Source organism: Embleya sp. NPDC059237, from assembly GCF_042754105.1.
GTDB lineage: Bacteria > Actinomycetota > Actinomycetes > Streptomycetales > Streptomycetaceae > Embleya.
Map to the genome: position 1 here is coordinate 637,313 of NZ_JBHZAE010000002.1, position 23,808 is coordinate 661,120.

A 23,808-nucleotide genomic window follows, 5' to 3' on the forward strand; every position below is an offset into this window, starting at 1 on the left:
CCGCACACGGCAGATGCCATAGCGCACACGGCATACGGCATACGGCAACGAACGGCCTGCTTCAGCCGACGCGGATCAGCGCCTCCGGGCCGACCTCGTGGTTGAGTGAACGACCCGTCAGATAGCGCTCCACCTCGTCGACGACGATGTCGCCTTGTCGGCGGCGACACTCGACCGTACCGGCGGCCTGATGCGGAGTCAGCAGCACGTTGGGCAATGCCCGAAACCCATGCCCGACGGGCAACGGCTCCGCGTCGTACACATCCAGCGCGGCATCGATCCGCCCGGTGCGCAACGCGGCCAGCAGCGCGTCCTCGTCGACCAGCCACGAACGCGCCGTATTCACCAGGCCGGCGCCGTCCGCCAGCAGGGCCAACTCGCGGGCGCCGATCAGGTGTCGCGTCTGCGGCAACGACGGCGCGTGCAGCGCGACGATCCGGCTCGTGGCCAACAACCGATCCAGCGGCACGAGTTCCGCCCCGATCCGGGCCGCTTCCGGCGCGCTCAGGGTGGGGTCGGCGACCTGCACCCGAGCACCGAGAGCGCGCACCACCTCGATGTACGCCCGACCGGTGCGGGACGCGCCGACCACACCGATCCGGGCGCCGAACACCTCGTGCCGCGGCGGTGCCACCGATGCCTCGGCCCATTCCCGTCCGCCGCGCAGCGCGTGGTCGTAGCGATGGGTCCGGTGCAGCAGCGCGAGCGTGAAGGCCAGTGCGACCTCGGCCACCGACCGCGCCATGCCCTGCCCGGCCTGGGTGACCCGCACGCCGCGCGCGAAGGCGTCCGCGCCGACGTACGGGGCGATCGCGGCGCCGGTGTGCGCGAGCAGCCCCACCCGGGGCGCCGCCGCGAGCAGTTCGCCGGTCAACCGCGGCATGCCCCAGGAGGACACCACCACGTCCGCCCGCGCGAACGCCGCCCGCAGGGCCGGGAGATCCCGGGGATCGTCCACGACCACGATCCGCCCGACATCCCGCAGCCGCTCGCTCAGCGCGCCGACGTGGGGTTCACCCGAGCCGCCGCCCGCCGCCTCGCCGAAGAACTCCGCCCGCAGTCCCGGCGGTACGGCGACCGCCACCACGGCCGGCCCCCCATCCGCCCCGGTCCGGTCGAAGCGCGCCTCACCCGAGCCAGGCATCGAGGTGCTCCAGGACGAACGTGTCGTCGGTCAACCACGGATACGCCGAGGCCACCCGATCGATCTCCGCGGCCTGCCCCGGCGACAATGTCTCGGCCGGGTCCAGGCACCAGGTCCCCGCCAACAACCCCTGCCGCCGCAGCACTTCGTGCACCCCGGCAATGCAGCCTCGGAACCCGCCGCGCACGTCGAAGACGGCCGAGTTCGCGTCGGTCAACTCGGGTGCCTGCCGCAGCAGTTCGACCATCGTCTCGTGATCGCCCGCACGCGCCCGGCGGACGCGTTCGAGCAGGGTGACCGCCGTCGACGTCCACACCGCCCACTGTCCGAGCAACCCGCCGGCGAACCAGCGGGGCCGGTCGCCGGCCCGATACGGGGTCAGCAGGTCGGTGATGATCGCGTCGTCGTTGCCGGTGTACAGCGCGACCTCGCCCGCCCGGTCCGCCGAGGCGATCGCGCCGAGCACGTCGGCGGTCCGGTAGCGGTCGAACGGCGCTATCTTGATCGCCGCCACCGACGGGATGTCGGCGAACGCGCGCCAAAACCCCGGGGTCAGGAACCGCCCGCCCACCGCGTCCTGGAGGTAGAAGCCGATCACCGGCAACACCTCGCCGACCGCGCGGGCCCGGTCCAGCAGCCCCTGCTCGTCGGCGCCCGGCACCGCCGGGCTCAGCAGCACCGCGTCATAGCCGAGCGAGGCGGCGAGTTCGGCCTCGGCCACCGCCTGCGCGGTATAGCCGCACGCGCCGGCCACCCGCACCACCGGCCGCCCCGCCTCGCGCGCCACGGTCTCGGCGGCCAGTTCGAGCACCGGCCGCAGCAGCCCGACCTCGGGTTTGCGGATCTCGAACTGCGTGGTGTGCACGCCGACCGCGATGCCGCCCGCACCGGACGCGAGGTAGTAGCGGGTCAGCGCCCGCTGCCGCCGCTCGTCGAACCGCCCCTCGGCGTCCAACGCGAGCGGATGCGCGGGAATCACCGTGCCCGAAAGCAGCAGTTCGATCGGCGAGTCGATCCGCGAGTCGGGAGCACTCGACGCGGCCGTATCGGAGTTGATCACGTTGTGCCTCAGAACTTTCCGTCGCGGACCTGGAACTTGGTGGCCTTCCCGGACAGCGGATGACCGCGCCGGATCCAATCCGCCTGCCAGGCCACGAGCGTGCGCAGGGGGACGTCGGGATAGCCGAACAGCTCGTGGCAGCGGCTCGCGTCCGACAGCAGCGCACTGCCCGACTCGACGCCCGCCACCACCGCTTCCCGCCCGAACTCCGCACCGAACAGGGCCGCGAGGCGTCGCACCGACGCGGTCTCCGGACCGGTGAGGTTGATCGTGAACGGTACCGCCGCCGCGTGCCCGAGGCAGCGCAGCGCCACCTCGTTCGCGTATCCCTGCCACACCACGTTGGCCTGACCCGTCGTCACATCCACCGGCTCGCCCGCGTACACCGCCGCCGCGATGTCGGCGAGCACCCCGTACCGCAGATCCACCGCGTAGTTCAGCCGGATCAGCGCCACCCGGGTGCCCCGAGTGCTCGCCGCGTGCGCGAACACCCGTTCCCGGCCCAGGCACGACATCGCGTACTCGCCGACCGGCCCCACCGGGTCGCTCTCCACGCTGCCCCCGGAGCCGACCGCGACCAGCGGATACACATTGCCCGTCGAGAACGCGGCGATCCGCGCGGCCGGGTAGCGGCGCGCGATCCGGTCCGGCAGCGCCGCGTTCACCGCCCACGCGTGCTCCGGCGCGCCGGCCGAGCCGAACTTGGCGCCGACCATGAACACCACGTTGCCCGCGTCCGGCAGTTCGGCCGGATCCCCGTCCATCAGGTCGAACGCGACGGTACGTACGCCGTCCTCTTCCAACGACCGGGCCGCCGCCGGGTCCGACCAGCGCGAGACCGCGTACACGCTCACGTCCCCGCGACCGCCCGCGTCCAGCGCCCGCCGGGCCAGTCGGCACAGGCTCGGGCCCATCTTGCCGCCGGCGCCGAGCACGACCAGGTCGCCCTCGATCCCGGCCAGGTCCGCGATCAGCCCGGCCGACGGCGTCGCGAGCAGTTCCTCCAGTGCGGCCTCACCGTCCGGGAACACCGATCCGGTCGACCCGGCCGGCGCCGATTCCGCCATCCCTACACCATTCATGACGCGTGATCAGCTCTCAGCCCTTGATTCCGGTTGCCGCCACGCCCTCGGTGACGTAGCGCTGGCCCACCAGGTAGGCCATGAAGATGGGGACGAACGCGACCACCGAGCCCGCGAGGACCACGTTGAGCGGCACGTTCTGTTGTTGCAGCGACGCGATGCCGACGGTCAGCGTGCGCATGTCCGTGCTCTGCCCGACGATCAGCGGCCACAGGAAGTCGTTCCAGTGCCACAGGAAGACGAACGTGCCGAGCGTGGCCATGATCGGCTTGATCAGCGGCAGCACGATCCGGACGAAGATCTGGAACTCGGAGGCACCGTCGATCTTCGCCGCCTCGAACAGCTCGTCCGGCAGGCCCTGGATGAACTGCCGCATCAGGAACACCGCCTGCGCGTTGGCCAGCGACGGCAGGATCAGACCCCAGTAGGTGTCGACGCCGTTCATCTTCGCGATCAGGACGAACGTCGGGATCATCGTCACGTGGTACGGGACCATGACCATCGACAGGAACGACCAGAACATCGCCTCGCGGCCGGGAAAACGCTTCTTGGCGAACGCGTATCCGGCCAGCGCGGAGAGCAGCAGCGTGCCGAGCACGCCGACGATCGAGTAGATGAGCGTGTTGATCAGCCACTGGGGCACGTCCTGCGAGCCGAGCACGTCGCTGTACGCGCTCGTGGTCAGGTTCCACGGCAGCAGGCTGCCCGGGAACTCGACCGCGCCGGACGGCTTCAGGGACAACACGACCATCGCGTAGAACGGGAAGATCGTGGCCAGCGCCACCACGCCGAGCAGCACGCCGCGCAGTACCTTGCCGCGCCGGGTGCCGCGCAGCGCGTACGGCACGGTGTCCTGTTCGCGTCCCGCGCCGAAGCGCTCGCGCCGGCGCAACCCGAGCCGGGAGCGCGGGGGTTCGCCCTGCACCGCCGGCACCGACGGCGACTCGGTCACCGTGCGGGCCTCGTGGGTGCCACGTGTATCCAGGGACATGGTCACTTCTCCTTCCCGATCACCAGGCGCTGGATGACCGCGACGATGAGCGTCAGTACGAACAGGGCCAGGCCGATCGCACTGGCGTAGCCGAGATCGAAGTACTTGAACCCGGCGTCGTAGAGCTGGAAGACCAGCGTGTAACTGGCGTTCGCCGGACCACCGCCGGTCATCACGTACACCGCGTCGAACACCTGGAAACTGGCCGTGGTCTCGATCACGGCCAGGAAGAACAGGGCGGGCTTCAGACTCGGCAGGATGATGTACCGGAAGCGCTGCCAGGGGCCGGCGCCGTCGGTGAGCGCGGCCTCCTCCAGCTCGCGCGGTACGTTCTGCAGGCTCGCCAGGAGGATCAGCATGCCGTAGCCGAACCGCGACCAGATGCCCACGATGGCCAGCGCCGGCACCACGAACACGTCGTCGGCCAGCCAGGATCCGGTGTGTCCGCCGACCCAACCCATCACCGTCGACCACGGACCGTCGGTGGAGAAGATCCAGATGAACACCGTGGAGGCGAGCACCAGGCTGGTGACCACCGGCAGGAAGAAGATCGAGCGGAACAGCTTGGATCCGCGGAACGCGCGCCGGGTCAGCAGGGCCAGACCCATCGCGGCGACGATCGTGCCGGGCACGGTGATCACCGTGTAGAGCACGGTGACCTTGAGCGAGGACCAAAAGACCGGGTCGTCCCACAGCCGGGTGAAGTTGTCGAGGCCGGTGAACGTCGGCGAGTCCATCAGCGAGTAGTCGGTGAAGCCGAGCAGCACGCCGGCGATGCTGGGGCCGAAGCGGAACAGCACGAACAGCACGAAGGCGGGCAGGACGAACAGCAGCCCGATCCGGGCCTCGCGGCGTGCGTGCGGCCCGCGTCGGCGGAGCCTGCGGGATTGTTCCGCGACTGCGGCCACGGGGACCTCCTGGGGCTGGGAAGGCGGATGGAACACAACGGGAGGGCGGGCGGCCCGCGCGGGGGTCGGGCCGCCCGGTCGGGGTCAGCGCGCGAGCAGCGCGTTCGCCGCCTTGGCCGCGTCGTTCAGCGCGTCCTTGGGGCTCTTGTTGCCGATCAGCGCGGCCTGGATCTCCGGCGCGAGCACGCCCATCACGTCCCGCGACTTCTCCTTGAGCGGGCCGGAGCTCATCACGTCGAGCGTCTTGGCCACGTCCGCCTGGAGCGCGTCGCCCGGGTACGGATCGGCGGCCGAGGTGCGGGCCGGGAAGTAGCCGTTGGACTTGACCAGGGCCAGGCTGTTCTCCGGCTTGGACACGAACGAGATCCACTTGCCCGCGGCGTCCTTGTTGGCGCCCTTGAGCATCGCGAACGAGCCGACCGTGCCGTAGCCCGCCGACTTGGCGTCCTTGAGCGGGGGCTTGACCACGATGTTGTCCTTGCCCCAGAACTTCTCCACGTCGGCCGGGGTGTTCTGCCAGGTGCAGGCGACCTTGCCCTTGGCCACCGGGGTCTGCTCCAGCTTGGGCGTGGTGGTGACCTGGTCCTTGTCCGTGTAGCCCTTCTCCACCAGGGTCTTGAGGTAGGTCAGCGCCTTGACGCCGGCCTCGGAGTTGAACGCGACCGACTTGCCGTCGGCGGCGAACACGTCCCCGCCCGCCTGCCAGAGCATCGGGTACCAGGTCAGGTTCAGCGTCTGCTGGGTGTCACCGCTGTAGCTGGTCGCCTGGTAGCCCTTCTCCTTCAGCTTCGGCGCCAGGTTCAGCAGGTCGTCCCACGTACTCGGGTAGTTCGTCTCGCCGATCGCGGCGAACACCCGCTTGTCGCAGATCAGCGGGTTGGCGCTCATCAGCAGCGGGGTGGCCATCGGCTTGCCGTCCACGCTCACCGAATCCAACGCGGCCTTGCGGAAGTCGGCCTTGTCGGCGGGCGGCATGTAGTCGTCGGCGGGCACCAGGCTGCGCGCGTACTTGGGCAGCTGGTCCGGCACCAGGTAGACCACGTCCGGGCCCTTGTTGGCCGCGATGGCCGTGGCGAGCGCGGTGTCCCGGTTGGCCCAGGGGTAGGTCTCGACCTTGACCTTGTAGCCCGGGTTGGCCTTGCTGAACGCGTCGCTCAGCCCGGCCCAGTACTCCTTGTTCTTCGCCTCGTCGGCGATCACCGGGTACATCCAGGTGGTGACGGTCTTGCCGCCCGAACCCGGGCCGGACGAGCCGCCGCAAGCGGCCAGGCTCACGGTGAGGGCGGTGGCGAGCACCGGGAGGGCGATCATGCGGGCGGTGCGCGGGCGGATGGTTCTTCTCATGGGGATCGCGTCTCCTGACAGCGAGATGTGACGGGGTGTCAGTTCTGGGGGCCGGGCCGGGCGAGGCCGAGGCGGCGGGGCCTTTCGCCCCGCGCGGGCGCTCAACTTCGCGGCACGGTTTCGGTGTTGCCGCCGAGTCGGGAGCGTTCGACGGCGAAGGCGGCGAGATGGCTGCCGAGCGAGTCGGCACCGTTGGAGCGGATGTGCGCGGGATCGCCGGTGGCGAGCGCCGTGACGAACGCGTCGATCAGCGCGGTGTCCCCGCCGCCGTGTCCGTCCGCCGCATTCGACCCGGACGCGCCCGCGTCGTGGGTGACCACCCGGTCGTCGGCGAAGGTGTGCACGGTGACCTTCTCGCCGTCGCCGCGCAACCAGCCGTGGCTGCCGAAGATCCGTACCTGGCGGTGCGTCTGCTCGGTGAACGCGGTCATCGTGAAGGTCGCGGTGATCCCGCCGGACAGCTGCATGGCCACCACCTGGTGGTCCACCACGTCGTTGTCGCAGTGGTAGACGCAGCGCCCGTACGGCCCTTCGCGCAGTGCCCGGACCAACTCCGCCTGATCCTCGGGTCCGTGCGCGGCGTCGGTGACGTGGTTGATCGGCCAGGCGTCGCCGGTCTGACGCAGCGCCGGGAAGTACAACTTCGGTCCGGAGTAGGGGCACTCCGGCTCCACCGCGCAGTCCAGGCAGTTGCGGGCCGAGCCCGCCGGCGCGTTCTCCGGCTTGAAGTGAGCGAGGCCGCCGAAGCTCGCCACCGTCTCGATCCGGGCGCCGGTGACGTATCCGATCCAGTCCAGGTCGTGCGAGGACTTGGCCAGGATCATCGGCGACGAATCGGCCTCGCGGCTCCACGGACCGCGCACGTAGCTGTGCGCGTAGTGCCACCAGCCGACCGGCTCCAGCAGGTCCAGACTGACGATCGAGCCGAGCACGCCGGAATCCAGGACCCCCTTCACCAGGTCGGTGTAGGGGGTGTACCGGAGCACGTGGCACACCGCGAACGGCACGCCGGCCGCGGTCACGCCGTCGAGGATGCGCCGGCAGTCCGCCTCGGTGGCGGCCATCGGCTTCTCGGTGAGGATCGCGTAGCCGGCCTCGGCCAACGCCAGGATCGGCTCGACGTGTTCGCGGTCCTGGGTGGCCACGATCACCGCGTCCGCAATGCGCTCGTCGAGCAGCGGTCGCCAGTCCTCGAACTGCGTGCTCGCCCCGGACGCGGTCCGGGCCGAGGCGCGCGGGTCGGCCACCGCGACCAGTTCGGCGCGGTCGGGGTGCCGGCGGATCCAATCGGTGTAGGTCAGACCCCGGTTGCCCGCGCCGACCAGCGCGAACCGTACGGGTCGGTCGGTGATGGCCGGTCGGTCGGTGCGGGCCGGCGTGGCGGGGTTCGTGGTCGAACCGGTGGCGGTCATGGTGCTTCCCGTGGTGCGAGGGCGGTGCGGATACGAGGGTGCTGCGGGCTCGTACGGGCGGGTCAGATCAGCTGGTTGCCGGCGGTGTGCGCGACGCGCGGGCCCTCGTCGGGCATCGCGGTACGGGTGACGCCGTCCTCGACGCAGCCGCTGTGCAGCAGTGCGCCGGCCCCGCCGAAGGCCGCGCCGGCCAGTTCGAGTCGGCCGCCGGCGAAGGTGTTGCCCGCCGCGCGGTAGCGGTTGGTGCCCTCGCCGATCAGCACGTGTGCGGTGGCCGCGTCGGCGGCGGTCGACACGCAGCCGTCCAACTGCCAACGGACCGTGCGGGCGCCGCCGGTGCGCGAGAGCAGCGCACGGGTCGCGTTGGTGCCGCCGAGCCGAGTGCGCGACAGCGCCACGCTCTGTTCGCCGGTGCCCGCCAACCGCAGCCCGGTGTCCCGCAGTTCGCCGCCGGACACGGCCAGCGCGGCGCCGGTGACGGTGATCGGTGCAGCGTTCGGCGCGCCGATCAGGGTGCACTCGGTGAGCACGAGTCGACCGGCGTTGCGCAGCGCCGCGTTGTCCAGTCCCTTGAGCGTGACCCGTTCCAGGTGCAGGTCGCCGGTCACGTTCGCCTGGGTGATCTCGGCGTCCTTGGCCAGGGTGAACGTGGAGTCGGCGATCACGTTGGCGCGTTGCGACCGGTTGGAGGCCTGGGAGACGATCAGCGGCCCCGACGCGGTGCAGCCGCGAATCTGTACGCCATCCGCGTTGACCCAGAGCATCCCGGAGCCGGACAGCGCGGGTTTGCCGATCACCTGCATGTCCTCCAGGGTCAGATCGGTGATCTTCACCCGGGCCACGAACCACGAGCACACGTGCTTGCGGACCGTGATGCGTTTGGCCACCGACCCCCACGCGGCGCCGGAGTTGGCGAACGTCATCAGGCCGGAGTTGCCGGTGTAGACGAGGTCGTGCTCGAACTGACCGTGCGTCACGAACGGGCCCTGGTCGTCGCCGTCGCCGTGACAGTTCGTCACGTAGCAGTAGGCGGAGGCGGTCAGGTCGTTGAGGTGCCGGCTGTTCGCCACGTGGCAGTCCTCGACGTGCCCGTACAGGCAGTAGATCTGCTGGGTGAGATAGCCGGCGCCGCCCCAGGTCACGCTGGCCGGGTTGCGCAGCGAGCAGGCGCGGGTGCGGTAGTGGGTGCACCAGCGGCGCATGATCACCGGCCAGAACGTGCCGACCGCGTCGACGTGTTCGACGTCGCAGTTGGTCGTGTACTCGTAGGCGATCGGGTGCGATCCGGTGTACTGGTCGCCGTCGGCGATGCCCTGGAAGACCATGTTGCGCACGTGCGCCCGGTCCACCGGTTCGATCCGGGTCCAGGTGAAGGTGCGGCCGGCGGCGAGGTCCCACCCGATCTTGTAGCCGACCCGGATGTGCGTGGCGTCGACGAGTTGGGTGATCTCGACCAGGCGCTGCACCTCCTGCTCGTACTTGCCCTTGCCGGTTTCGGGATCGATGGTGACCGCCCACCAGTCGCCGACCTTGAACGCCGCGCTGTCCGGCACCTCGAACACGTCCGCGAGGTCCGGCATCGGCTGGGACAGCTTGGCCTTGACCACGGTGTCGGTGACCTTGCCCTTGAAGTACAGGACGGCGCCGAAGGGGTTGTCGTGGGTGTTCTTCTCGATGCCGGTGGTGCGCACGGTGTGGCCGCCGAAGTCGAGCACGATGCGCGAGCGGGCGAAGGTGTGGCGTTTGACGAAGAGCAGGTCGCTGTGCGCCTCGACACGATGGATGTACGGATCGTTCACCATCGCGTCCAGCGCGGCATCGGCCGGGACCTTGTCGTCGAGGATGCCGAACCGGCGGAAGTCCATCACGCCGTCGTGCACCTGGATCCACCGACCGTCCCGGCCGGCGGCGGGATCGGCGAGCACGGTGCCGCCGTTGACCGGAAGCTTCGACCGCGGGTCCCAGCGCACCACCATCGCGCCACCGTCACCCGCCGCGTGATAGCCGGCCACCAGCACCATCGCATCGGCCTCCAGGGGCCTGACGTTCATCCGCAACAACGCGGCCACATTCGGCACGCTCATCGACACGTCGCGCGAACCCGCGCCATGCCGATCGTCATCGGAGGAGGCCGAGGCGGTCCCCGCGGCGGCCGTACCGGCGAGCAACAACCCGCCGAGACCGCCGGCGGCGAGCAGCCGACGACGCGACGACCCGGGAGCGGGGGCCGACGGCGTGGCGGTGGAGGTGGAAGGAGTGGGGGACGTGCTCATCGGGGAACCTCGGCCTTCGACGGAGGATGCTTCCCGTGGCGCGTGCCGATGACGTCGTTTCCCGACCGGGGAGGGAAACGCGCGGCGGATGGCATGGGGTGGCTGCGCGGCCGTGGTGACGGACCGTCAACCCGGGGCCGGCGATCGGGCACGATTCGTGGCAGCGAACGTGCGGGCCCTGATGAGTCCAGGAACGTAGGCCCGGACATCGATCCTGGTCAAGCCCTCCTGGCCGACTTTCATCGTCCGTAATCGCGGGAACACGAAGGGGTCGCGACGGATTGTTCCGCCACGACCCCTTCGCCCGATTGTTCACCCATCGATTTCAGCCGGCGCCGATGTCGCCTTCGCCACTCTCCGTGCTGCCCAACTCGCGGCTGACCCGCAGCGCGCCGGCCCGCACCTGGCGGCCCAGTTCCTGGAACCGCCAGCCGGGCAGGTCGAGCTTGAGGCCGGTGATGCTGATCGCGCCCACACATTTGTCGCGGTGGTCGCGGACCGGGCTGCCGATGCAGAAGATCCCGTCCGCGTCCTCCTCGTCGTCGAGCGCGTAGCCGGTCGCCCGCACGTCGCGCAGGTGGGCGATCAGGGTCTCGGTGTCGGTGATCGTGTGCGAGGTGCGCCGGGGCAGCCCGGAACGGTGGATCACCTCGCGCGCCTCGGCCTCGGGCAACGCGGACAGGATCGCCTTGCCCAGGCCGGTGCAGTGCGGCAGCTCCCGTACCCCCATGCGCAGGTCCAGGCGGACCCGCTGCTCTATGCCGACCTGGTCGACCACCACCGCGAGCCCGCCCTCGGGCACCGCGAAGCGGGCGGCCATGCCGGTCTGCCGGGTCAGCTCGGCCAGCACCGGGCGGGCCACGTCGCGCAGCGACACCTGGGCCTGGGCCCGGTCGCCGAGTCGGGCCAGGCCCATCCCGAGCCGGTAGCGCCGATTCATCCCCTCGCCGTCGTCGGACACGAGGCCGTAGCCGCGCAGGGTCTGGAGCAGTCCGAAGGTCGCGCTCTTCGAGATCCCGCAGGCCTGACCGACCTCCGTGACGCTCATGCCGTCCCCCGGACCACGTGCGGAGAGCACTTCGAGGATGTCCGCGGCCCGGGCGACGGACTTCACCCAGTACTTCGACTCCTCGACATTCTCGTTAACGCTGTTCGACATAGCAGAACACTTTACCGGTCCAGACCTCTTGACTGCTTTGTACATCCAAATGTAGAGTCCTGCACTGTTCGGCTGTGTCGAACAGTGTTCAGAAAACGAAAATGCACCACCTGCGACGCGTGCCGAAGGCGGATGGCGCCGGAGGTCCACGGCCTGGCAGGGCCGCGGATCCGAACGGTCACGAACGACGCAAGGAGCCCACCGATGAGTGTCGGCACAGCCGCCACCGACTCCCTTCCCGCCCGAGCCCTTCGGGTCATTCCGGGCGGGGTGAACAGCGGTCAGCGCCGGATCCCGGGCCTGACCGACCTGATCGTCACCGGCACGAGCGGGGCGAACTTCACCGACGCGGAGGGTCGCGTCTACACCGACTACCACTCCGCGTTCGGCCCGCCGCTGCTCGGCCACAACGACCCCGACGTACAGCGCGCGGTGGCCGAGGCCGCGACCCGCCTGGACCTGACCGGCGTCGCCGTCACCGAGGGCGAGGTCACTCTCGCCGAGACCCTGGTCGAACTGGTCCCCTCGGTCGAGAAGGTGCTGCTCACCAGCACCGGCAGCGAGGCCACGTTCCACGCGCTGCGGGTCGCCCGCGCGGTGACCGGACGGCGGCTGATCGTCAAGTTCCAGGGCTGCTACCACGGTTGGCACGATGCGGTCAGCCTGAACGTGATCTCCTCGCCCGAGGCAGTCGGCGCGCCCGACCCGATCTCCACCGGGATCCTGCCCGAGGTGCTGGCCGCCACCCTGGTCCTGCCGTTCAACGACCCGGCCGCGGTACGCGCCGCGTTCGCCGAGCACGGCGCGGACATCGCCGCGGTGATCCTGGAGCCGATCCCGCACAACGTCGGCTGCCTGCTGCCCGACGCCGAGTTCCTCACCACGCTGCGCGAACAGTGCACCGCACACGGCTCGGTGCTGGTCTTCGACGAGGTGATCACCGGCTTTCGGCACGACCTCGGCGGCTACCAGAAGATCGCCGGGATCACCCCCGACCTGACCACCTTCGGCAAGGCCATCGCCAACGGCGCCCCGGTCGGCGCGCTCGGCGGCCGGGCCGACCTGATGGAGCAGTTCAGCACCCGCCCCGGCGCGCCCGCGTTCTTCGCCGGCACCTACAACGGCCACCCGTGGGTGGTCGCCGCCGCCCTGGAGACGTTGCGCAAGCTGCGCGAGGAGCCGGTCCACGAGCACGTGTTCCGCCTCGGCGAGCGGGTGCGCACCGGCCTGGCCGAGATGTACACCCGGCTCGGCGTCCCGGCCGTCGTCACCGGCTACGGCTCGGTGTTCGTCACCTACTTCATGACCGGCGGCGTACCGCGCAGCTACGACGACCTGCTCGCCAACGACGCGAACCTGTTCATCGGCTACCGCCGCCGCCTGCTCGAACACGGCGTGTTCGAACTGCCGTTGAACCTCAAGCGCAGCCACATCTCGTACGCGCACACCGACGCCGACGTGGACCACCTGATCGCCGCCACCGAACTGGCCGTGCAGGACGCGATCAAGGACGGCGGCATCGACGAACTCGCCGGCACCTCCACGATGGGCGGCGCAACCGAGGGGACGGCCCGCTGATGCTCGTCGTCGACCGCACCCGACCCACCGGACCCGCCGGCCGGATCACCCACGTCGAGACCCTGCTCCTGGGCACCGCGTGGCGCGACTTCGGCTACGTCCGTGTACACACCGACCAGGGCCTGTCCGGCGTCGGCGAGATCACCCACCCCTACCGGGTCGCCGAGACCGCCGCACTGGCCGAGGCGATGGCGCGGCGGCACCTGATCGGCGCCGACCCGTTCGACACCGAGGAGATCTGGCTGCGCCTGTACCAGGGCGACTTCCTGCGCGGCGGCGACATCGGCGGCATCGTGCTCTCCGGCTTCGACCAGGCCATGCACGACCTGATGGGCAAGGCACTGGGCGTACCGGTGTACCGGCTCACCGGCGGCGCCTGCCGGGACAGGGTCCGGGTGTACGCGAACGGCTGGTACAACGGCGAGCGCGACCCGGCGGTGTTCGCGGCCAAGGCCAAGGAGACCGTGGCCAAGGGGTATTCGGCGCTCAAGTTCGACCCGTTCGGCGCCGGGCTGCACGAGTTGTCCCGGGCCGAACTGCGCCAGTCGGTCGAGCTGGTGGGCGCGGTCCGCGAGGCGATCGGGCCGGACGTGGACCTGTTCGTCGAGGGACACGCGCGGTTCGCGATGACCACCGCCTCCGCACTGCTGCGGGCGCTGGAGCCGTTCGACATCGGCTGGTTGGAGGAGCCGATGCCCTGGACGCACATCGAGCGCTACGCGGAACTGCGCGCCCGCGCGCCGTTCCCGATCTCCGGCGGCGAACACTTCCACAACCGCTACGAGTACAAGCAGCTGTTCGCGACCAACGCGGTGGACATCATCCAGCCGGACCTGTCCATGGCCGGGGGCCTGACCGAGGTGCGCAAGCTGGCCGCGATCGCCGACACGCACGGCGTGATGGTCGCCCCGCACAACTCCAACTCGCCGCTGTGCACCACCGTTTCGGTGCACGCCGCGCTCGGGATCACCAACTTCAAGATCCTGGAGACCTTCGACGGCCTGCTGGAGCCCTACGTATTCGACGCGGTGCGCGGCGCACTGCCGGTGACCGCCGACGGCCACGTGGAGATCCCCACCGCGCCCGGCTTCGGCGTCGAACTCGACGACGACGTGTTCGCCGAACACCCGCCGACGCACCGGTTCTGGAACATGTTCTCGGCCGGCTGGGAGAAGAGGAACCGCACATGACCTCCGCGCCGGCGGGCCCCGGCATCGTCGACGTGCACTCCCACCTGTTCCGGCAGTGTTGCGACTTCGACGACGCGTTCAAGGCCGAGTCGGCCCGCGCGCACGCGGGCGAGGTGGACCTGACCGTGCGCTGGGCCGACTACGCGGCGAGCAGCCCGGCGGACACCCGTACCATCGTGGTCGGCGGCAAGGCACGACGCAGCGGGTTGTGGGTCGAGGACAAGGCCGTCGCCGAGTATGTCGGCGCGCAGCCGGAGCGGCTGATCGGCTACCTGTCGATCGACCCGACCCAACCCGGCTGGCAGGACGAACTGCGGTTCGGACACCAGGAGTTGGGGCTTCGCGGGATCAAGCTGATGCCGATGTACGCGGGCTTCGACCCGGGCGATCCGCACTACGACCCGCTGTTCGCCTACGCCGAGGACAACGGCCTGCCGATCCTGGTGCACACCGGGACCACGTTCGTCTCGGCGGCGCCGATCGCCTACGCGCAGCCGAGGTTGCTGGACCCGGTGGCGATCCGGCATCCGGAACTGCGCATGGTGCTCGCGCATCTGGGCCATCCGTTCGAGGGCGAGTGCATCGCGGTGATCCGCAAGCACCCGCACCTGTACGCCGATCTCAGCGCGCTGCACTACCGGCCGTTCCAGCTGTGGCACAGCCTGCGGCTCGCCCAGGACTACGGGGTGCTGCACAAGCTGCTGTTCGGCAGCGACTACCCGTTCACCACGGTGGACGCGTCGGTGACCGGGCTGCGCGAAGTGGCCGCCGTGCCCGGCATCCCGGGTCTGCCGCCGCTGGACCGGGACGCGGTGGAGGCGATCATCTTCCGTGACGCGCTGCCCCTGCTGGGGTTGTCGTGACCGGCGGCGAGGCGGGGCGCACGGTGGACTTCGCGCTGACCGACCGCACCGCCCTGGTCACCGGCGCGGCCGGCGGCCTGGGTCGGGCGTTCGCGGTCGCGCTGGCCGAAGCGGGCGCCGACATCGTGCTCACCGACCTGCCGGGCGTCGACTTGGAGCCGACCCGCGCGGCCGTCGAGGCGACCGGCCGCGCCGCTCGGGTGATGCCGTTCGACCTGGCCGACACCGCCGGGCTGGCCGGCTTCGTGGACGAGGTGCGGGCCGCGGCCGGGCCGCTGCACATCCTGGTCAACAACGCGGGCACGGCCGCCCTGGAACGGTTCAACGAGATCTCCGTGGCGAGTTGGCGGCGGGTGCTCGCGGTGAACCTGGACGCGGTGTTCTTCCTGTCCCAGCGAGTCGCCGAGCACCAGATCGCGGACCGGGTCGCCGGCCGGATCATCGCGGTGACCTCGAAGAACGCCCACGTCGCCGAGGCCGGGTTGGCCCACTACAACGCGTCCAAGGCGGGTGTGGACCTGCTCGTGCAGAGCCTGGCGGTCGAACTCGCCCCGCACGCGATCACCGTCAACGCCGTGGCGCCCGGCATGGTCGAGACGCCCATCGACGGCGAATTCCCGCTGGACCGGGAGCCGTTCGAGGCCGCCTACCGGGAGCGAATCCCGCTCGGCCGCTACGCCACCCCCGACGAGTGCGCCGGCGCGGTGGTCTTCCTGGCCTCGCCCGCCGCGTCCTACGTGACCGGCACCCGCATCGTCGTCGACGGCGGCGTGCTCGCGGACCAGATGCCGCGCATGCGCCACATGCCGCCGTACCGCAGCTCGCTCTGATCACCGGTGTGTGCCCGTCGGCCCGAAAAGGGCCGACGGGCACACACCCGACCCCACTTCGTGCACGGATCGAGAAAGTGAGCGGGACCCATGTCCTCACTCGGTTCTTCCCCTTCGTCGTCCCGCCGCCGACTGCTGGCCGCAGGCGGATTGGGCGGGTTGTTGCTCGCCGGTACGGCCGCCGCGGGGACCGCCTCGGCCTCCTCCGATGACGATCGGCATGGCGCGGGTTCGCGTGATGTGTCGATGAGCGTGCCGAATGTGGCCGCGTTGTTGCGGATGAACGTCAGGCCCCTGGAGGCCGATGCGATGGTGCTGGTGGCCGGCTATCACGCGGCGGGTGACGGTGGCGCGATGGTGGTGCGCTGGGACCCGCGGTCGAAGCTTCCGGTCAACGGCGGCACCGTGCTCGCCGATCCCGCCGCCGGCCGGGACGGTCGGTGGATCCAGGTGCACGACGGCGTGATGGACTTCCGCCGGTTCGGCATCCTCGACGACAAGGTCCCGGCCGATGCCGCGCTGGACGCGATGGTGAACGACCCGTACATCCATCGTGTCGAGGCGCACAGCGACCTGCTCTTCGTCAAACGCCACACCTTCGCCCGCTCGCGCATCGTGCTCGACTTCGGCGGCCACACCGTGCGCACCACCGGCATCGAGAAGAACACCCACGACAACCCCTTCGGCGCCGTCCTGTACTTCAAGGGCAAGGTCACCGACACGGTCGTGAAATACGCGCTGCCCGAGACCGTCATCGAACTCACCGACGCCTTCCCGGTTCCCGACGCCGGCGCGTTCAAGGTCGGCGAGTGGTGGACGGTCGAGATCGACCCGATCGCCGGCGGCGGCACCTACGAGCGCGAATTGCAGAAGCTGGTCGAGATCACCCAGGTCGTCGACGGCAAACACATCCGCGTCGACTACCTCAACGGATGGGAACTGGCCGCCGGGCGCGGCATCACCTGGACCCGGGTGGAACCCGTGCGGCGCGCCGACGTCCGGAACATGGTGTTCTTCGGGGCCGGTGCCGGCGACGACGAGTACACCGGCTCGCACCCGATCGCGTACGAGTACGCGGTGCGCTGCGACGTCACCGGGATCGAGGCGACCGGCTCGTTCTGGCCGGTGGTCATGCGCCGTTGGTGCACCCACTTCGTCACCGCCCGCTCGTCGTTGAAGAACCCGCCCACGGTGATGTACGGCGGCGCGGGCTATCTGACCCAGCAGATCTACTGCCTCTACGGCCGGGTCGAGGACTGCGTCTCCAGCAACGCCCGACACCTGAACGACCTGACCGCGTCCGCCTACTGTCACGTCGTCAACTGTCACGGCGACGGCGACGACCAGGGCGGCAACCCCTTCACCACGCACGGCCAGTACGAGCACGACCTGCTCTTCGAGGGCAACTCCGGCCTGATGGACATCGCCAACTCGGGTGCACTGTGGGGCACTTCGGCCAAGCGCATCACGGTGCGCGACCACACCTGCTCGTGGTTCGTCGCGGGTACGAAGATCACCGACCTGACCCTGGAGAACGTCCGGGTGATCCCACGTCCGACCTTCGACCCGGGCGGCACGCTCCAGGTCAACGCCGACGGCGTGCAGATGCGCGGCTGTGTGGCCCGCACGTTCGCGATCGGCCAGCGCTCGAACCGCTCGACCCGGCCGAACATCGTCGAGGGCTGCACGTTCGACCTGCCCGCGAAGCAGGTGCTGGTCCAGACGCCGGTGAGCAACACCGTGCACTTTCGGGACTGCCTGTTCACCGGCGTCGACGGCGCGATCCTGCGCGGCTCGGGCGAGGTCGACTTCGACTCCTGCACCCTCGTCGGCGCGGGGCCGACCGCCGCGCCCCTGGAGGTCGGCTCGGCCGTACTGCGCCTGACCGCGAGCACCCTGACCGACACCGGGATCCTGCTGTCGGCCGTCCGCGACCAGAACCTGCACGTGAGCGCCGGCACCCGGCTGACCGGCGGCAACGGCGCGGGCGCGCTGCTGTCCCGAGGCGCCGGGGCGGGCGTGCTGCGCTGGCACCTGGCCGGCGCTGCCTCGACCACCGACGGTGCGCATGTGCGCCTGGCGGGCGGGGTCAACCACTGGATGGCCGGCCAGACCCGGTTCACCGGCGGCCGGTTGGAGCTGCGCCCGGAGGCGTTCGGCGGCGCCTCCTCCGCGCTGCACACCGGTTGTGTCGAGGACGGGGTGACCCGGACCGCGATGCCGGCGGACGGCGCGCGGGTGGCCACGAGCGGGAACCTGGCGATCTGAGATGCGGCTGCGCCCGAGCACCACGGCCGACGAACCCGCGCTGCGCGCCCTGTGGGCGGTGGCCTTCACGGACGCGCCCGACCTGCCCGCGCTGTACGCGCGCGACGCGGGCCGGCATCCGCGCACCCTGGTGGCCGCCGGCGACGACGGTGGGATCGACGCCGTCGTGCACTGGCAGCCCCGCCCGATTCGCAATCCGGCGGGCGGGGTGGACACGGTCGGCTGCGTCGGCAGTGTGGCCAGTGCGCCCAGGGCCCGCGGCCGGGGGTTGATCCGGCGGCTGCTCGCCCTGACCGTCGACGACATGACGCGCCACGGTTGTGCGTGGTCGTTGATGTTCAGCGGTACGCCGGGGGTGTACACGGGATCCGGCTGGGAGACCTTCGCGGCCCCGTATCTGCGCGGCGTGGCCGGCCCCGAGGCGGCGTGGGGGGATCGTCGGGTACGCCCGGCCGCCCCCGCCGATCTGCCCGGGATGGTCGCCACGCACGCCGCCTGGAATTCGAACCGGCCGCTGACCACGGTGCGTTCCGCCGCCGACTGGGCGCACCGCTTCCCGCACTGGTACGCGCCGCCGACCCGGATTCTGGTCACCGAGGAGGGGGACTACGTGGTGCTCCGGCCGGACACCGGCGAGGTGGTCGAACTCGCGCTCGGCCCGGGCCGCCCGTACGCGCTGCCCGCACTGTTGCGGGCGGCGACGCGTGAACTCGGCGGCCCCGGCACGGTGGTGACGCTGCACGTGCCGATCGACGCGGCGCTGACCCGGGCGGTCGGCGCGGTACTCGCCGACCTGAGCACCGGGCACACCACGTTCGGGCTGGCCCGGCCGATCCAGAGCGACCGGGCCCGGGTGCGCGCCACGATCACCGCCCCCGGCGCGATCCACTGGCCGGCGGACGCGTTCTGATGAGCCGTCAGGACGCTGCGATACCACCCGACTCGGCGAGAAATCACCCCGTGCCGCCGAGTCGGGTGCCGGTCCTGGTCGGCGGCGCCGGCACGCTGGTCTGCGCCGCCGACCCGGACACGGGCGTACTGACCCCGGTCGGCCCGCCGGCCCCGGTCCGCACCGCGTACGCCGCCGCCCATCCGCGTCTCGACTTGGTCTACGGCGTGGACGAGGCGCCGGTCGGCACGATCACCGGGATCACGACGACCGGCGGCGCCCGAATCCGGCAACAGGCCCCCTCGCACGGCGCGATCCCCTGCCATCTCGCGGTCTCCCCCGACGGCGGCCGGCTGGTCACCGCCAACTACGGCAGCGGCGACCTGGTCGTACACCGGCTCGCCCCGGATGGCGCGCTCGCGGGTGTGGCCGCCTCCGTCCCGCTGCCGGGGTCGGGCTCCGGCGTGATCGCGGACCGGCAATCCGCCGCGCATCCGCACCAGATCGTCTTCGCGGACACCGACACGTTCACCGTGGTCGACCTCGGCAGCGACGCACTGCTGACCTACCGACTCACCCAGGGGCGGCCACAGTTGCTCACCACCCGGCCCGTTCCGCCCGGAACCGGCCCCCGGCACCTGTCCGGTCGCTGGCTGCTGGGCGAACTCGACCCGGTGATCCTGGCGTTGCCCGACCTCACCCGCCACCCGCTGGCCGCGCCCGGCCTGCCGTCCGCGATCGTCACCGCGCCCGACGGGGCCCACGTGTACGCGGCCAACCGCGGCCCGGGCACCATCACCACCCTGGCCGCCGGCGCCCCGCATACGATGTCCGACCTCCCCGCCGGCGGCGCCGCCCCGCAGGACCTGGCCTTCGTCGGCCGGATCCTGTACGCGGCCGTCCCCGACGCCGACGCGGTCACCGCGTTCGCCTGGACCCCGGGCACCGGCACGCTGCGCCCCCTCGGCGTGGCGCTGCGCGTCCCGGATCCGCGCTGCGTCCTGCCGCTGCACCCGGGCCTGCCGGCATCCCGGATCATCCCCGGCTCGACCGGAAGACCTCGGTCAGGCTGGTGAAGCTGTCCCTGCCGTGCCCGGCCGCGATCCCCCGGCGGAAGATCTCCAGGACCGCCGCCGGCAGTGCCGTGTCCACGCCCGAGTCGCGCGTGGTGTGCAGCACGTGCTCGACGCTCGCCACGCCCATCGCCAGGTTGTCCACGTCCCCGCCGTGCTCGTCCGCGTCCAGGCGGGGCGCGTAGAAGGCGAGGAAATCCGGCACCGACGCGGCCGTCGAGGACGCGTACGGCAGGAACTCCCGGGCCGAGATGCCGTTCGCCCGGGCCACCGTCAGGGCGTGCGTCGCACTGAGCATCGAGGTCCAGAAGATGTCCATCTGGAGCTGGTAGAGCAGCGCGGCCAGACCCGGATCGGCGCCCCGGTAGTCGGTGCCGGTGAGTACGGCGAGCGTGTCCCGATGCGCCTCGAAGACGTCGGCCGGGCCGCTGTAGAAGGTCGACATCTCCGGCGACCCGATGCCCGAGGGCGGCGACTGCACCCCGCCGGTCAACTGCCGGCCGCCGTGCCGACCCACCCACGCGGCCGCCTTGCGGGCCTGCTCCGGGGTGTCCGAGCTCAGATTGACCACCACCCGCCCGGCCAGCGCCGCGGCGACCGGTTCGAGCAGCACGTACATCGCCGCGTAGTCGGTCAGGCTGAGCACCACCAACTCGTTCGCGGCCAGCGCCGTCTCGATCGTGTCGGCCCGTACGGCCCCCTCGGCCACCAGTGCGTCGGCCCTGCTCGCGGTCCTGTTCCACACCGTCGTCGGGTGGCCGGCCGCCAGGAACGCGCGGGTCATCGCCTGCCCCATCGGACCGAGACCGATGACCGTGACCGCCTGCTTGTCACCCACGAGTACTCCCGTTTTCGCGATACGAGCAAAGGAATGCCCGGACTAGAACGAACGCTCTATCCAGTGCGAGAAACGTAGCACGCCTCTGGAACGAACGCTCTATTCGGTAGACTCGGCCCGTGCAGACGAAGACGCAGCAGAGCCGACCCGATCAGTCCGAGGCCGCCGCCGGGGCGACTCCGCCCGGCACCCGCGAGCGCATCGTGCGCACGGCGTCGCGGCTGATGCAGCGGCAGGGCTACGACGGCACCGGGATCAAGCAGATCTCCACCGAAGCCGGCGCCACGCTCGGCTCGATGTACCACTTCTTCCCGGGCGGCAAGCAGGAGTTGGCGGTCGCCGCGATCCGACACGGGGACGCGGAATTCGTCGACATCCTGGGCGCCGTACTGGCCGCCGAGCCGGACCCGGGCGCGGCGATCCGCGCGCTCACCCGGAGTCTGGCCGAGGGGCTGCGCGCCTCCGACTGGGTCGACGGCTGTCCGGTCACCGCGACCGCGCTCGGCACCGCCGCCGGCCTGCCGGACATCCAGGTCGCCGCGGCCGAGGCGTTCGCGCACTGGCGGGAGGCGGTGCTCGCCAAGCTGATCGAGGCGGGCCTGGCCGAGACCGACGCGCGCGAACTCGCGCACACCGTGATCAGCACGCTGGAAGGCGCCGAACTGGCCGCCCAGGTGACCCGCAGCGAGGAACCGCTGCTGCTCGCCGGCACCCACCTGACCCGGCTGATCGACACCTACCCGCGCACCACCGACACGCGTTAGCGCTCGCCCGCGCGCACCACGCCGTTCTCGTACGCGAACACCGCCGCCTGCGTGCGGTCGCGCAGGTTCAGCTTGGCCAGCAGCCGGCTGACGTGCGTCTTGACCGTCTGCTCACCGATCACCAATCGCGCGGCTATCTCCGCGTTGGACAACCCGTGGGCGATCAGCGACAACACCTCGGTCTCCCGCTCGGTGAGCTGCTCGACCCGGGCGCGCGGACCGGCGCTCGGACCGCCGAGCCGGGCGAACTCGGCGATCAGCCGCCGGGTCACGGTCGGTGCGAGCAGCGCCTCACCGGCGGCCACCACCCGTACCGCGTCCGCGAGTTGCCGCGCCGAGGCGTCCTTGAGCAGGAACCCGCTCGCCCCCGCACGCAGCGCCTCGTAGACGTACTCGTCCAGATCGAACGTGGTCAGCACCAGGACTCGGGTCGCGCAGTCGGGGTCCGCGGTGACCTCGCGGGTGGCGGCGAGGCCGTCCAGGACCGGCATCCGTACATCCATCAGCACCACGTCCGGGCGCAGCGCCGCGACCTGTGCCACCGCGTCGCGCCCGTCCACCGCCTCGCCCGCGACCTCGATCCCGGGCTGGGCGCCGAGCAGGACCGAAAAGCCCTCGCGCACCAGCATCTGGTCGTCGGCGATCAGCACCCGGATGGCCATCGTGTCCCTACCGTTCGGTCGTGGTCGCGGTCCATGGCAGGTGCCCCGGCTTCCCCACCGGTGGGCGGCGTCATTGCCCGTCCGTCGGCAGGAAGACCTCGACGTGGTAACCGCCCTCGGGAGTATGCCCGGCCTCCAGGGTGCCGCCGATCATCGCGGCCCGCTCGCGCATGCCCATCACGCCCTGCCCGGAGCCCTCGCGCGCGGGCGGCGTCGGGTGCGGCGGCGGTTCGTTGTGTACGCGCAGGCCGAGTCCGGTCGGCACGTACGCGACCTCGACCCGCACCCGCGCGCCGGACGCGTGGCGCAGCGCGTTGCTCAGCGCCTCCTGGGCGATCCGGTAGGCGGACAGATCGACGCCCTGGGGCAGCGGGCGCGGGGCGCCGACGGTGACGCGGTCCACCGTCATCCCCGCCGCGCGCACGTTGTCGATCAGTTCGGGCAGTCGCTCCAGCGTCGGCAGCGGGGCGGGTCGCCCGCCCCGGTCCACCGCCGCGGCCCCCTCGCCGTCGCCCTCGGTGCGCAACAGGCCGAGCACGCGGCGGAGTTCGGCCAGCGCGTCGACCGCGTTGGCCCGGATCGTGACGAAGCTGCGCACCAACTCCGGTGGCGGGTCGGCGACTCGGTAGGGGGCCGCTTCGGCCTGGATCGCGATCACCGACATGTGGTGTGCGACCACGTCGTGCAACTCGCGGGCGATCCGCGCACGTTCCTCCAGGAGTGCGCTGCGCTCCCGCTCGGTGGCGGTCAGGTCGGACTGTACGGCGAGTTCGCGGCGCGCGTCGCTGCGGCCCCGGAAGGCGACCACGACGATCATCACGGTCGCGGTCAGCAGCGCCACGGCGGGCATCGTGTCCCAGCGCGACGGGTCGTCCTGGGCGTTGCGCACCAGCACCACGCCGAGCAGCGCGGTGCACACCCACGTCTCCAGCACGATCCGCACCGGGGTGTGGAAGGCGACATGGGCCATCACCACCACCTGGGCAACCACGCCGACCGCGCTCCACGGCCACTGCATGGCGGGGGTTCCGCCGGACCCGGACCCGCCCGGCGTGGCGGCCAGCGCGCACACCGCGGTCGAGCCGAGCGACATCCACCAGGCCACGATCGGTCGTTGCGGTGCGAGCAGGATCGGAACACCCGTGGCGAGGCCCAGGGCGAAGGCCGCCCCGCCGGACACCCCGGGATAGCCGGCGAACACAGCCCCCTGGATGCCCACGACGAGCACCACGGTGAGGTAGTGCAGCGCCAGGGCGACCGCGCGGCTGCTGAACGGGGCGGGCGGTCGCTCGGTTCGGACCCGGGCGTCGAACAGGTCGCCGCGCAGCGTGGTCAGCCCCCGCCGCACCCGGTCCGCCGCACCGGCCCGGACGGTGGTCGAGGTCTCGGCGCCGCCCGCCGCATCCGCGACGTCGATGTCCCGCCCGCCCGATCCGCCTGCCTTTGTGCTCATCCACAGCAGGCTAGAGCCAGGCCCGGA

At 71.2% G+C, this 23,808-nt stretch carries 20 protein-coding genes; 8 read left to right on the plus strand and 12 right to left on the minus strand.

What is annotated here, in order from left to right; translation table 11 throughout:
- Positions 1-61 precede the first annotated feature (61 nt).
- The 9 genes from ACFXKZ_RS09575 to ACFXKZ_RS09615 form a co-directional block, all read right to left on the minus strand.
- Positions 62-1,144, minus strand: a complete 1,083-nt coding sequence (locus tag ACFXKZ_RS09575) for a hydroxyacid dehydrogenase (RefSeq protein ID WP_379998264.1) — start codon at positions 1,142-1,144, stop codon at positions 62-64.
- Positions 1,128-2,159 carry a dihydrodipicolinate synthase family protein gene (locus ACFXKZ_RS09580; protein ID WP_379998690.1) on the minus strand — a complete coding sequence of 344 codons (1,032 nt, stop codon included), beginning with the start codon at positions 2,157-2,159 and terminating at the stop codon, positions 1,128-1,130. Before ACFXKZ_RS09580 ends, ACFXKZ_RS09575 begins: the two co-directional genes overlap by 17 nt.
- A 53-nt stretch (positions 2,160-2,212) precedes the next feature.
- Complete coding sequence (locus ACFXKZ_RS09585) at positions 2,213-3,271, minus strand: NAD-dependent epimerase/dehydratase family protein (RefSeq protein WP_379998266.1); 1,059 nt, start codon at positions 3,269-3,271, stop codon at positions 2,213-2,215.
- Positions 3,272-3,302: 31 nt separating this feature from the next.
- The gene (locus ACFXKZ_RS09590) at positions 3,303-4,277 is read right to left on the minus strand and encodes a carbohydrate ABC transporter permease (RefSeq protein WP_379998268.1); all 975 of its coding nucleotides are present in this window, start codon (positions 4,275-4,277) and stop codon (positions 3,303-3,305) included.
- A gap of 2 nt (positions 4,278-4,279) precedes the next feature.
- Complete coding sequence (locus ACFXKZ_RS09595) at positions 4,280-5,185, minus strand: carbohydrate ABC transporter permease (protein ID WP_379998270.1); 906 nt, start codon at positions 5,183-5,185, stop codon at positions 4,280-4,282.
- Positions 5,186-5,269: 84 nt separating this feature from the next.
- Positions 5,270-6,529, minus strand: a complete 1,260-nt coding sequence (locus ACFXKZ_RS09600) for an ABC transporter substrate-binding protein (RefSeq protein ID WP_379998272.1) — start codon at positions 6,527-6,529, stop codon at positions 5,270-5,272.
- Positions 6,530-6,630: 101 nt separating this feature from the next.
- Positions 6,631-7,941 (minus strand): Gfo/Idh/MocA family protein, encoded by a 1,311-nt coding sequence (locus ACFXKZ_RS09605; RefSeq protein WP_379998274.1) that lies wholly within the window; start codon positions 7,939-7,941, stop codon positions 6,631-6,633.
- Positions 7,942-8,003: 62 nt separating this feature from the next.
- Positions 8,004-10,214, minus strand: coding sequence for a peptidase C14 (locus ACFXKZ_RS09610; RefSeq protein WP_379998276.1), 2,211 nt, complete (start codon positions 10,212-10,214; stop codon positions 8,004-8,006).
- Positions 10,215-10,539: 325 nt separating this feature from the next.
- On the minus strand, positions 10,540-11,373 hold the full coding sequence (locus ACFXKZ_RS09615; protein WP_379998278.1) for an IclR family transcriptional regulator: 834 nt from the start codon (positions 11,371-11,373) through the stop codon (positions 10,540-10,542).
- Between the two features lie 204 nt (positions 11,374-11,577).
- On the opposite strand from ACFXKZ_RS09615, the gene ACFXKZ_RS09620 reads away from it, so the two are divergent.
- From ACFXKZ_RS09620 to ACFXKZ_RS09650, 7 genes are all read left to right on the plus strand, one after another.
- Complete coding sequence (locus ACFXKZ_RS09620) at positions 11,578-12,951, plus strand: aspartate aminotransferase family protein (protein ID WP_379998280.1); 1,374 nt, start codon at positions 11,578-11,580, stop codon at positions 12,949-12,951.
- Complete coding sequence (locus tag ACFXKZ_RS09625; protein ID WP_379998282.1) at positions 12,951-14,141, plus strand: mandelate racemase/muconate lactonizing enzyme family protein; 1,191 nt, start codon at positions 12,951-12,953, stop codon at positions 14,139-14,141. Before ACFXKZ_RS09620 ends, ACFXKZ_RS09625 begins: the two co-directional genes overlap by 1 nt.
- On the plus strand, positions 14,138-15,004 hold the full coding sequence (locus ACFXKZ_RS09630) for an amidohydrolase family protein (protein WP_379998284.1): 867 nt from the start codon (positions 14,138-14,140) through the stop codon (positions 15,002-15,004). The genes ACFXKZ_RS09625 and ACFXKZ_RS09630 overlap by 4 nt, the downstream gene beginning before the upstream one ends.
- A complete protein-coding gene (locus tag ACFXKZ_RS09635) occupies positions 15,001-15,834 on the plus strand; it encodes an SDR family NAD(P)-dependent oxidoreductase (protein WP_379998286.1) in 834 nt (277 codons plus the stop codon). Before ACFXKZ_RS09630 ends, ACFXKZ_RS09635 begins: the two co-directional genes overlap by 4 nt.
- 246 nt (positions 15,835-16,080) lie before the next feature.
- Positions 16,081-18,102, plus strand: coding sequence for a peptidase C14 (locus ACFXKZ_RS09640; RefSeq protein WP_379998288.1), 2,022 nt, complete (start codon positions 16,081-16,083; stop codon positions 18,100-18,102).
- A 1-nt stretch (position 18,103) separates the two neighbouring features.
- On the plus strand, positions 18,104-19,012 hold the full coding sequence (locus ACFXKZ_RS09645) for a GNAT family N-acetyltransferase (protein ID WP_379998290.1): 909 nt from the start codon (positions 18,104-18,106) through the stop codon (positions 19,010-19,012).
- The gene (locus ACFXKZ_RS09650) at positions 19,012-20,067 is read left to right on the plus strand and encodes a lactonase family protein (protein ID WP_379998292.1); all 1,056 of its coding nucleotides are present in this window, start codon (positions 19,012-19,014) and stop codon (positions 20,065-20,067) included. The genes ACFXKZ_RS09645 and ACFXKZ_RS09650 overlap by 1 nt, the downstream gene beginning before the upstream one ends.
- On the opposite strand, the gene ACFXKZ_RS09655 is transcribed toward ACFXKZ_RS09650, so the two are convergent.
- Positions 20,027-20,902 (minus strand): NAD(P)-dependent oxidoreductase, encoded by an 876-nt coding sequence (locus tag ACFXKZ_RS09655; RefSeq protein ID WP_379998294.1) that lies wholly within the window; start codon positions 20,900-20,902, stop codon positions 20,027-20,029. The genes ACFXKZ_RS09650 and ACFXKZ_RS09655 overlap by 41 nt on opposite strands.
- Positions 20,903-21,021: 119 nt before the next feature.
- On the opposite strand from ACFXKZ_RS09655, the gene ACFXKZ_RS09660 reads away from it, so the two are divergent.
- Positions 21,022-21,666 carry a TetR/AcrR family transcriptional regulator gene (locus tag ACFXKZ_RS09660; protein ID WP_379998296.1) on the plus strand — a complete coding sequence of 215 codons (645 nt, stop codon included), beginning with the start codon at positions 21,022-21,024 and terminating at the stop codon, positions 21,664-21,666.
- On the opposite strand, the gene ACFXKZ_RS09665 is transcribed toward ACFXKZ_RS09660, so the two are convergent.
- Positions 21,663-22,328, minus strand: a complete 666-nt coding sequence (locus ACFXKZ_RS09665) for a response regulator (RefSeq protein WP_379998299.1) — start codon at positions 22,326-22,328, stop codon at positions 21,663-21,665. The genes ACFXKZ_RS09660 and ACFXKZ_RS09665 overlap by 4 nt on opposite strands.
- Positions 22,329-22,398: 70 nt before the next feature.
- The gene (locus tag ACFXKZ_RS09670) at positions 22,399-23,781 is read right to left on the minus strand and encodes a sensor histidine kinase (protein ID WP_379998301.1); all 1,383 of its coding nucleotides are present in this window, start codon (positions 23,779-23,781) and stop codon (positions 22,399-22,401) included.
- Positions 23,782-23,808 lie beyond the last annotated feature (27 nt).

Coding starts and splice junctions, on each gene's coding strand:
- ACFXKZ_RS09575 (WP_379998264.1), bottom strand. CDS start 1,144: ATGCCTGGCTCGGGTGAGGCGCGCTTCGACCGGACCGGGGCGGATGGG.
- ACFXKZ_RS09585 (WP_379998266.1), bottom strand. CDS start 3,271: ATGGCGGAATCGGCGCCGGCCGGGTCGACCGGATCGGTGTTCCCGGAC.
- ACFXKZ_RS09590 (WP_379998268.1), bottom strand. CDS start 4,277: ATGTCCCTGGATACACGTGGCACCCACGAGGCCCGCACGGTGACCGAG.
- ACFXKZ_RS09600 (WP_379998272.1), bottom strand. CDS start 6,529: ATGAGAAGAACCATCCGCCCGCGCACCGCCCGCATGATCGCCCTCCCG.
- ACFXKZ_RS09605 (WP_379998274.1), bottom strand. CDS start 7,941: ATGACCGCCACCGGTTCGACCACGAACCCCGCCACGCCGGCCCGCACC.
- ACFXKZ_RS09610 (WP_379998276.1), bottom strand. CDS start 10,214: ATGAGCACGTCCCCCACTCCTTCCACCTCCACCGCCACGCCGTCGGCC.
- ACFXKZ_RS09615 (WP_379998278.1), bottom strand. CDS start 11,373: ATGTCGAACAGCGTTAACGAGAATGTCGAGGAGTCGAAGTACTGGGTG.
- ACFXKZ_RS09620 (WP_379998280.1), top strand. CDS start 11,578: ATGAGTGTCGGCACAGCCGCCACCGACTCCCTTCCCGCCCGAGCCCTT.
- ACFXKZ_RS09625 (WP_379998282.1), top strand. CDS start 12,951: ATGCTCGTCGTCGACCGCACCCGACCCACCGGACCCGCCGGCCGGATC.
- ACFXKZ_RS09630 (WP_379998284.1), top strand. CDS start 14,138: ATGACCTCCGCGCCGGCGGGCCCCGGCATCGTCGACGTGCACTCCCAC.
- ACFXKZ_RS09640 (WP_379998288.1), top strand. CDS start 16,081: ATGAGCGTGCCGAATGTGGCCGCGTTGTTGCGGATGAACGTCAGGCCC.
- ACFXKZ_RS09645 (WP_379998290.1), top strand. CDS start 18,104: ATGCGGCTGCGCCCGAGCACCACGGCCGACGAACCCGCGCTGCGCGCC.
- ACFXKZ_RS09650 (WP_379998292.1), top strand. CDS start 19,012: ATGAGCCGTCAGGACGCTGCGATACCACCCGACTCGGCGAGAAATCAC.
- ACFXKZ_RS09665 (WP_379998299.1), bottom strand. CDS start 22,328: ATGGCCATCCGGGTGCTGATCGCCGACGACCAGATGCTGGTGCGCGAG.
- ACFXKZ_RS09670 (WP_379998301.1), bottom strand. CDS start 23,781: ATGAGCACAAAGGCAGGCGGATCGGGCGGGCGGGACATCGACGTCGCG.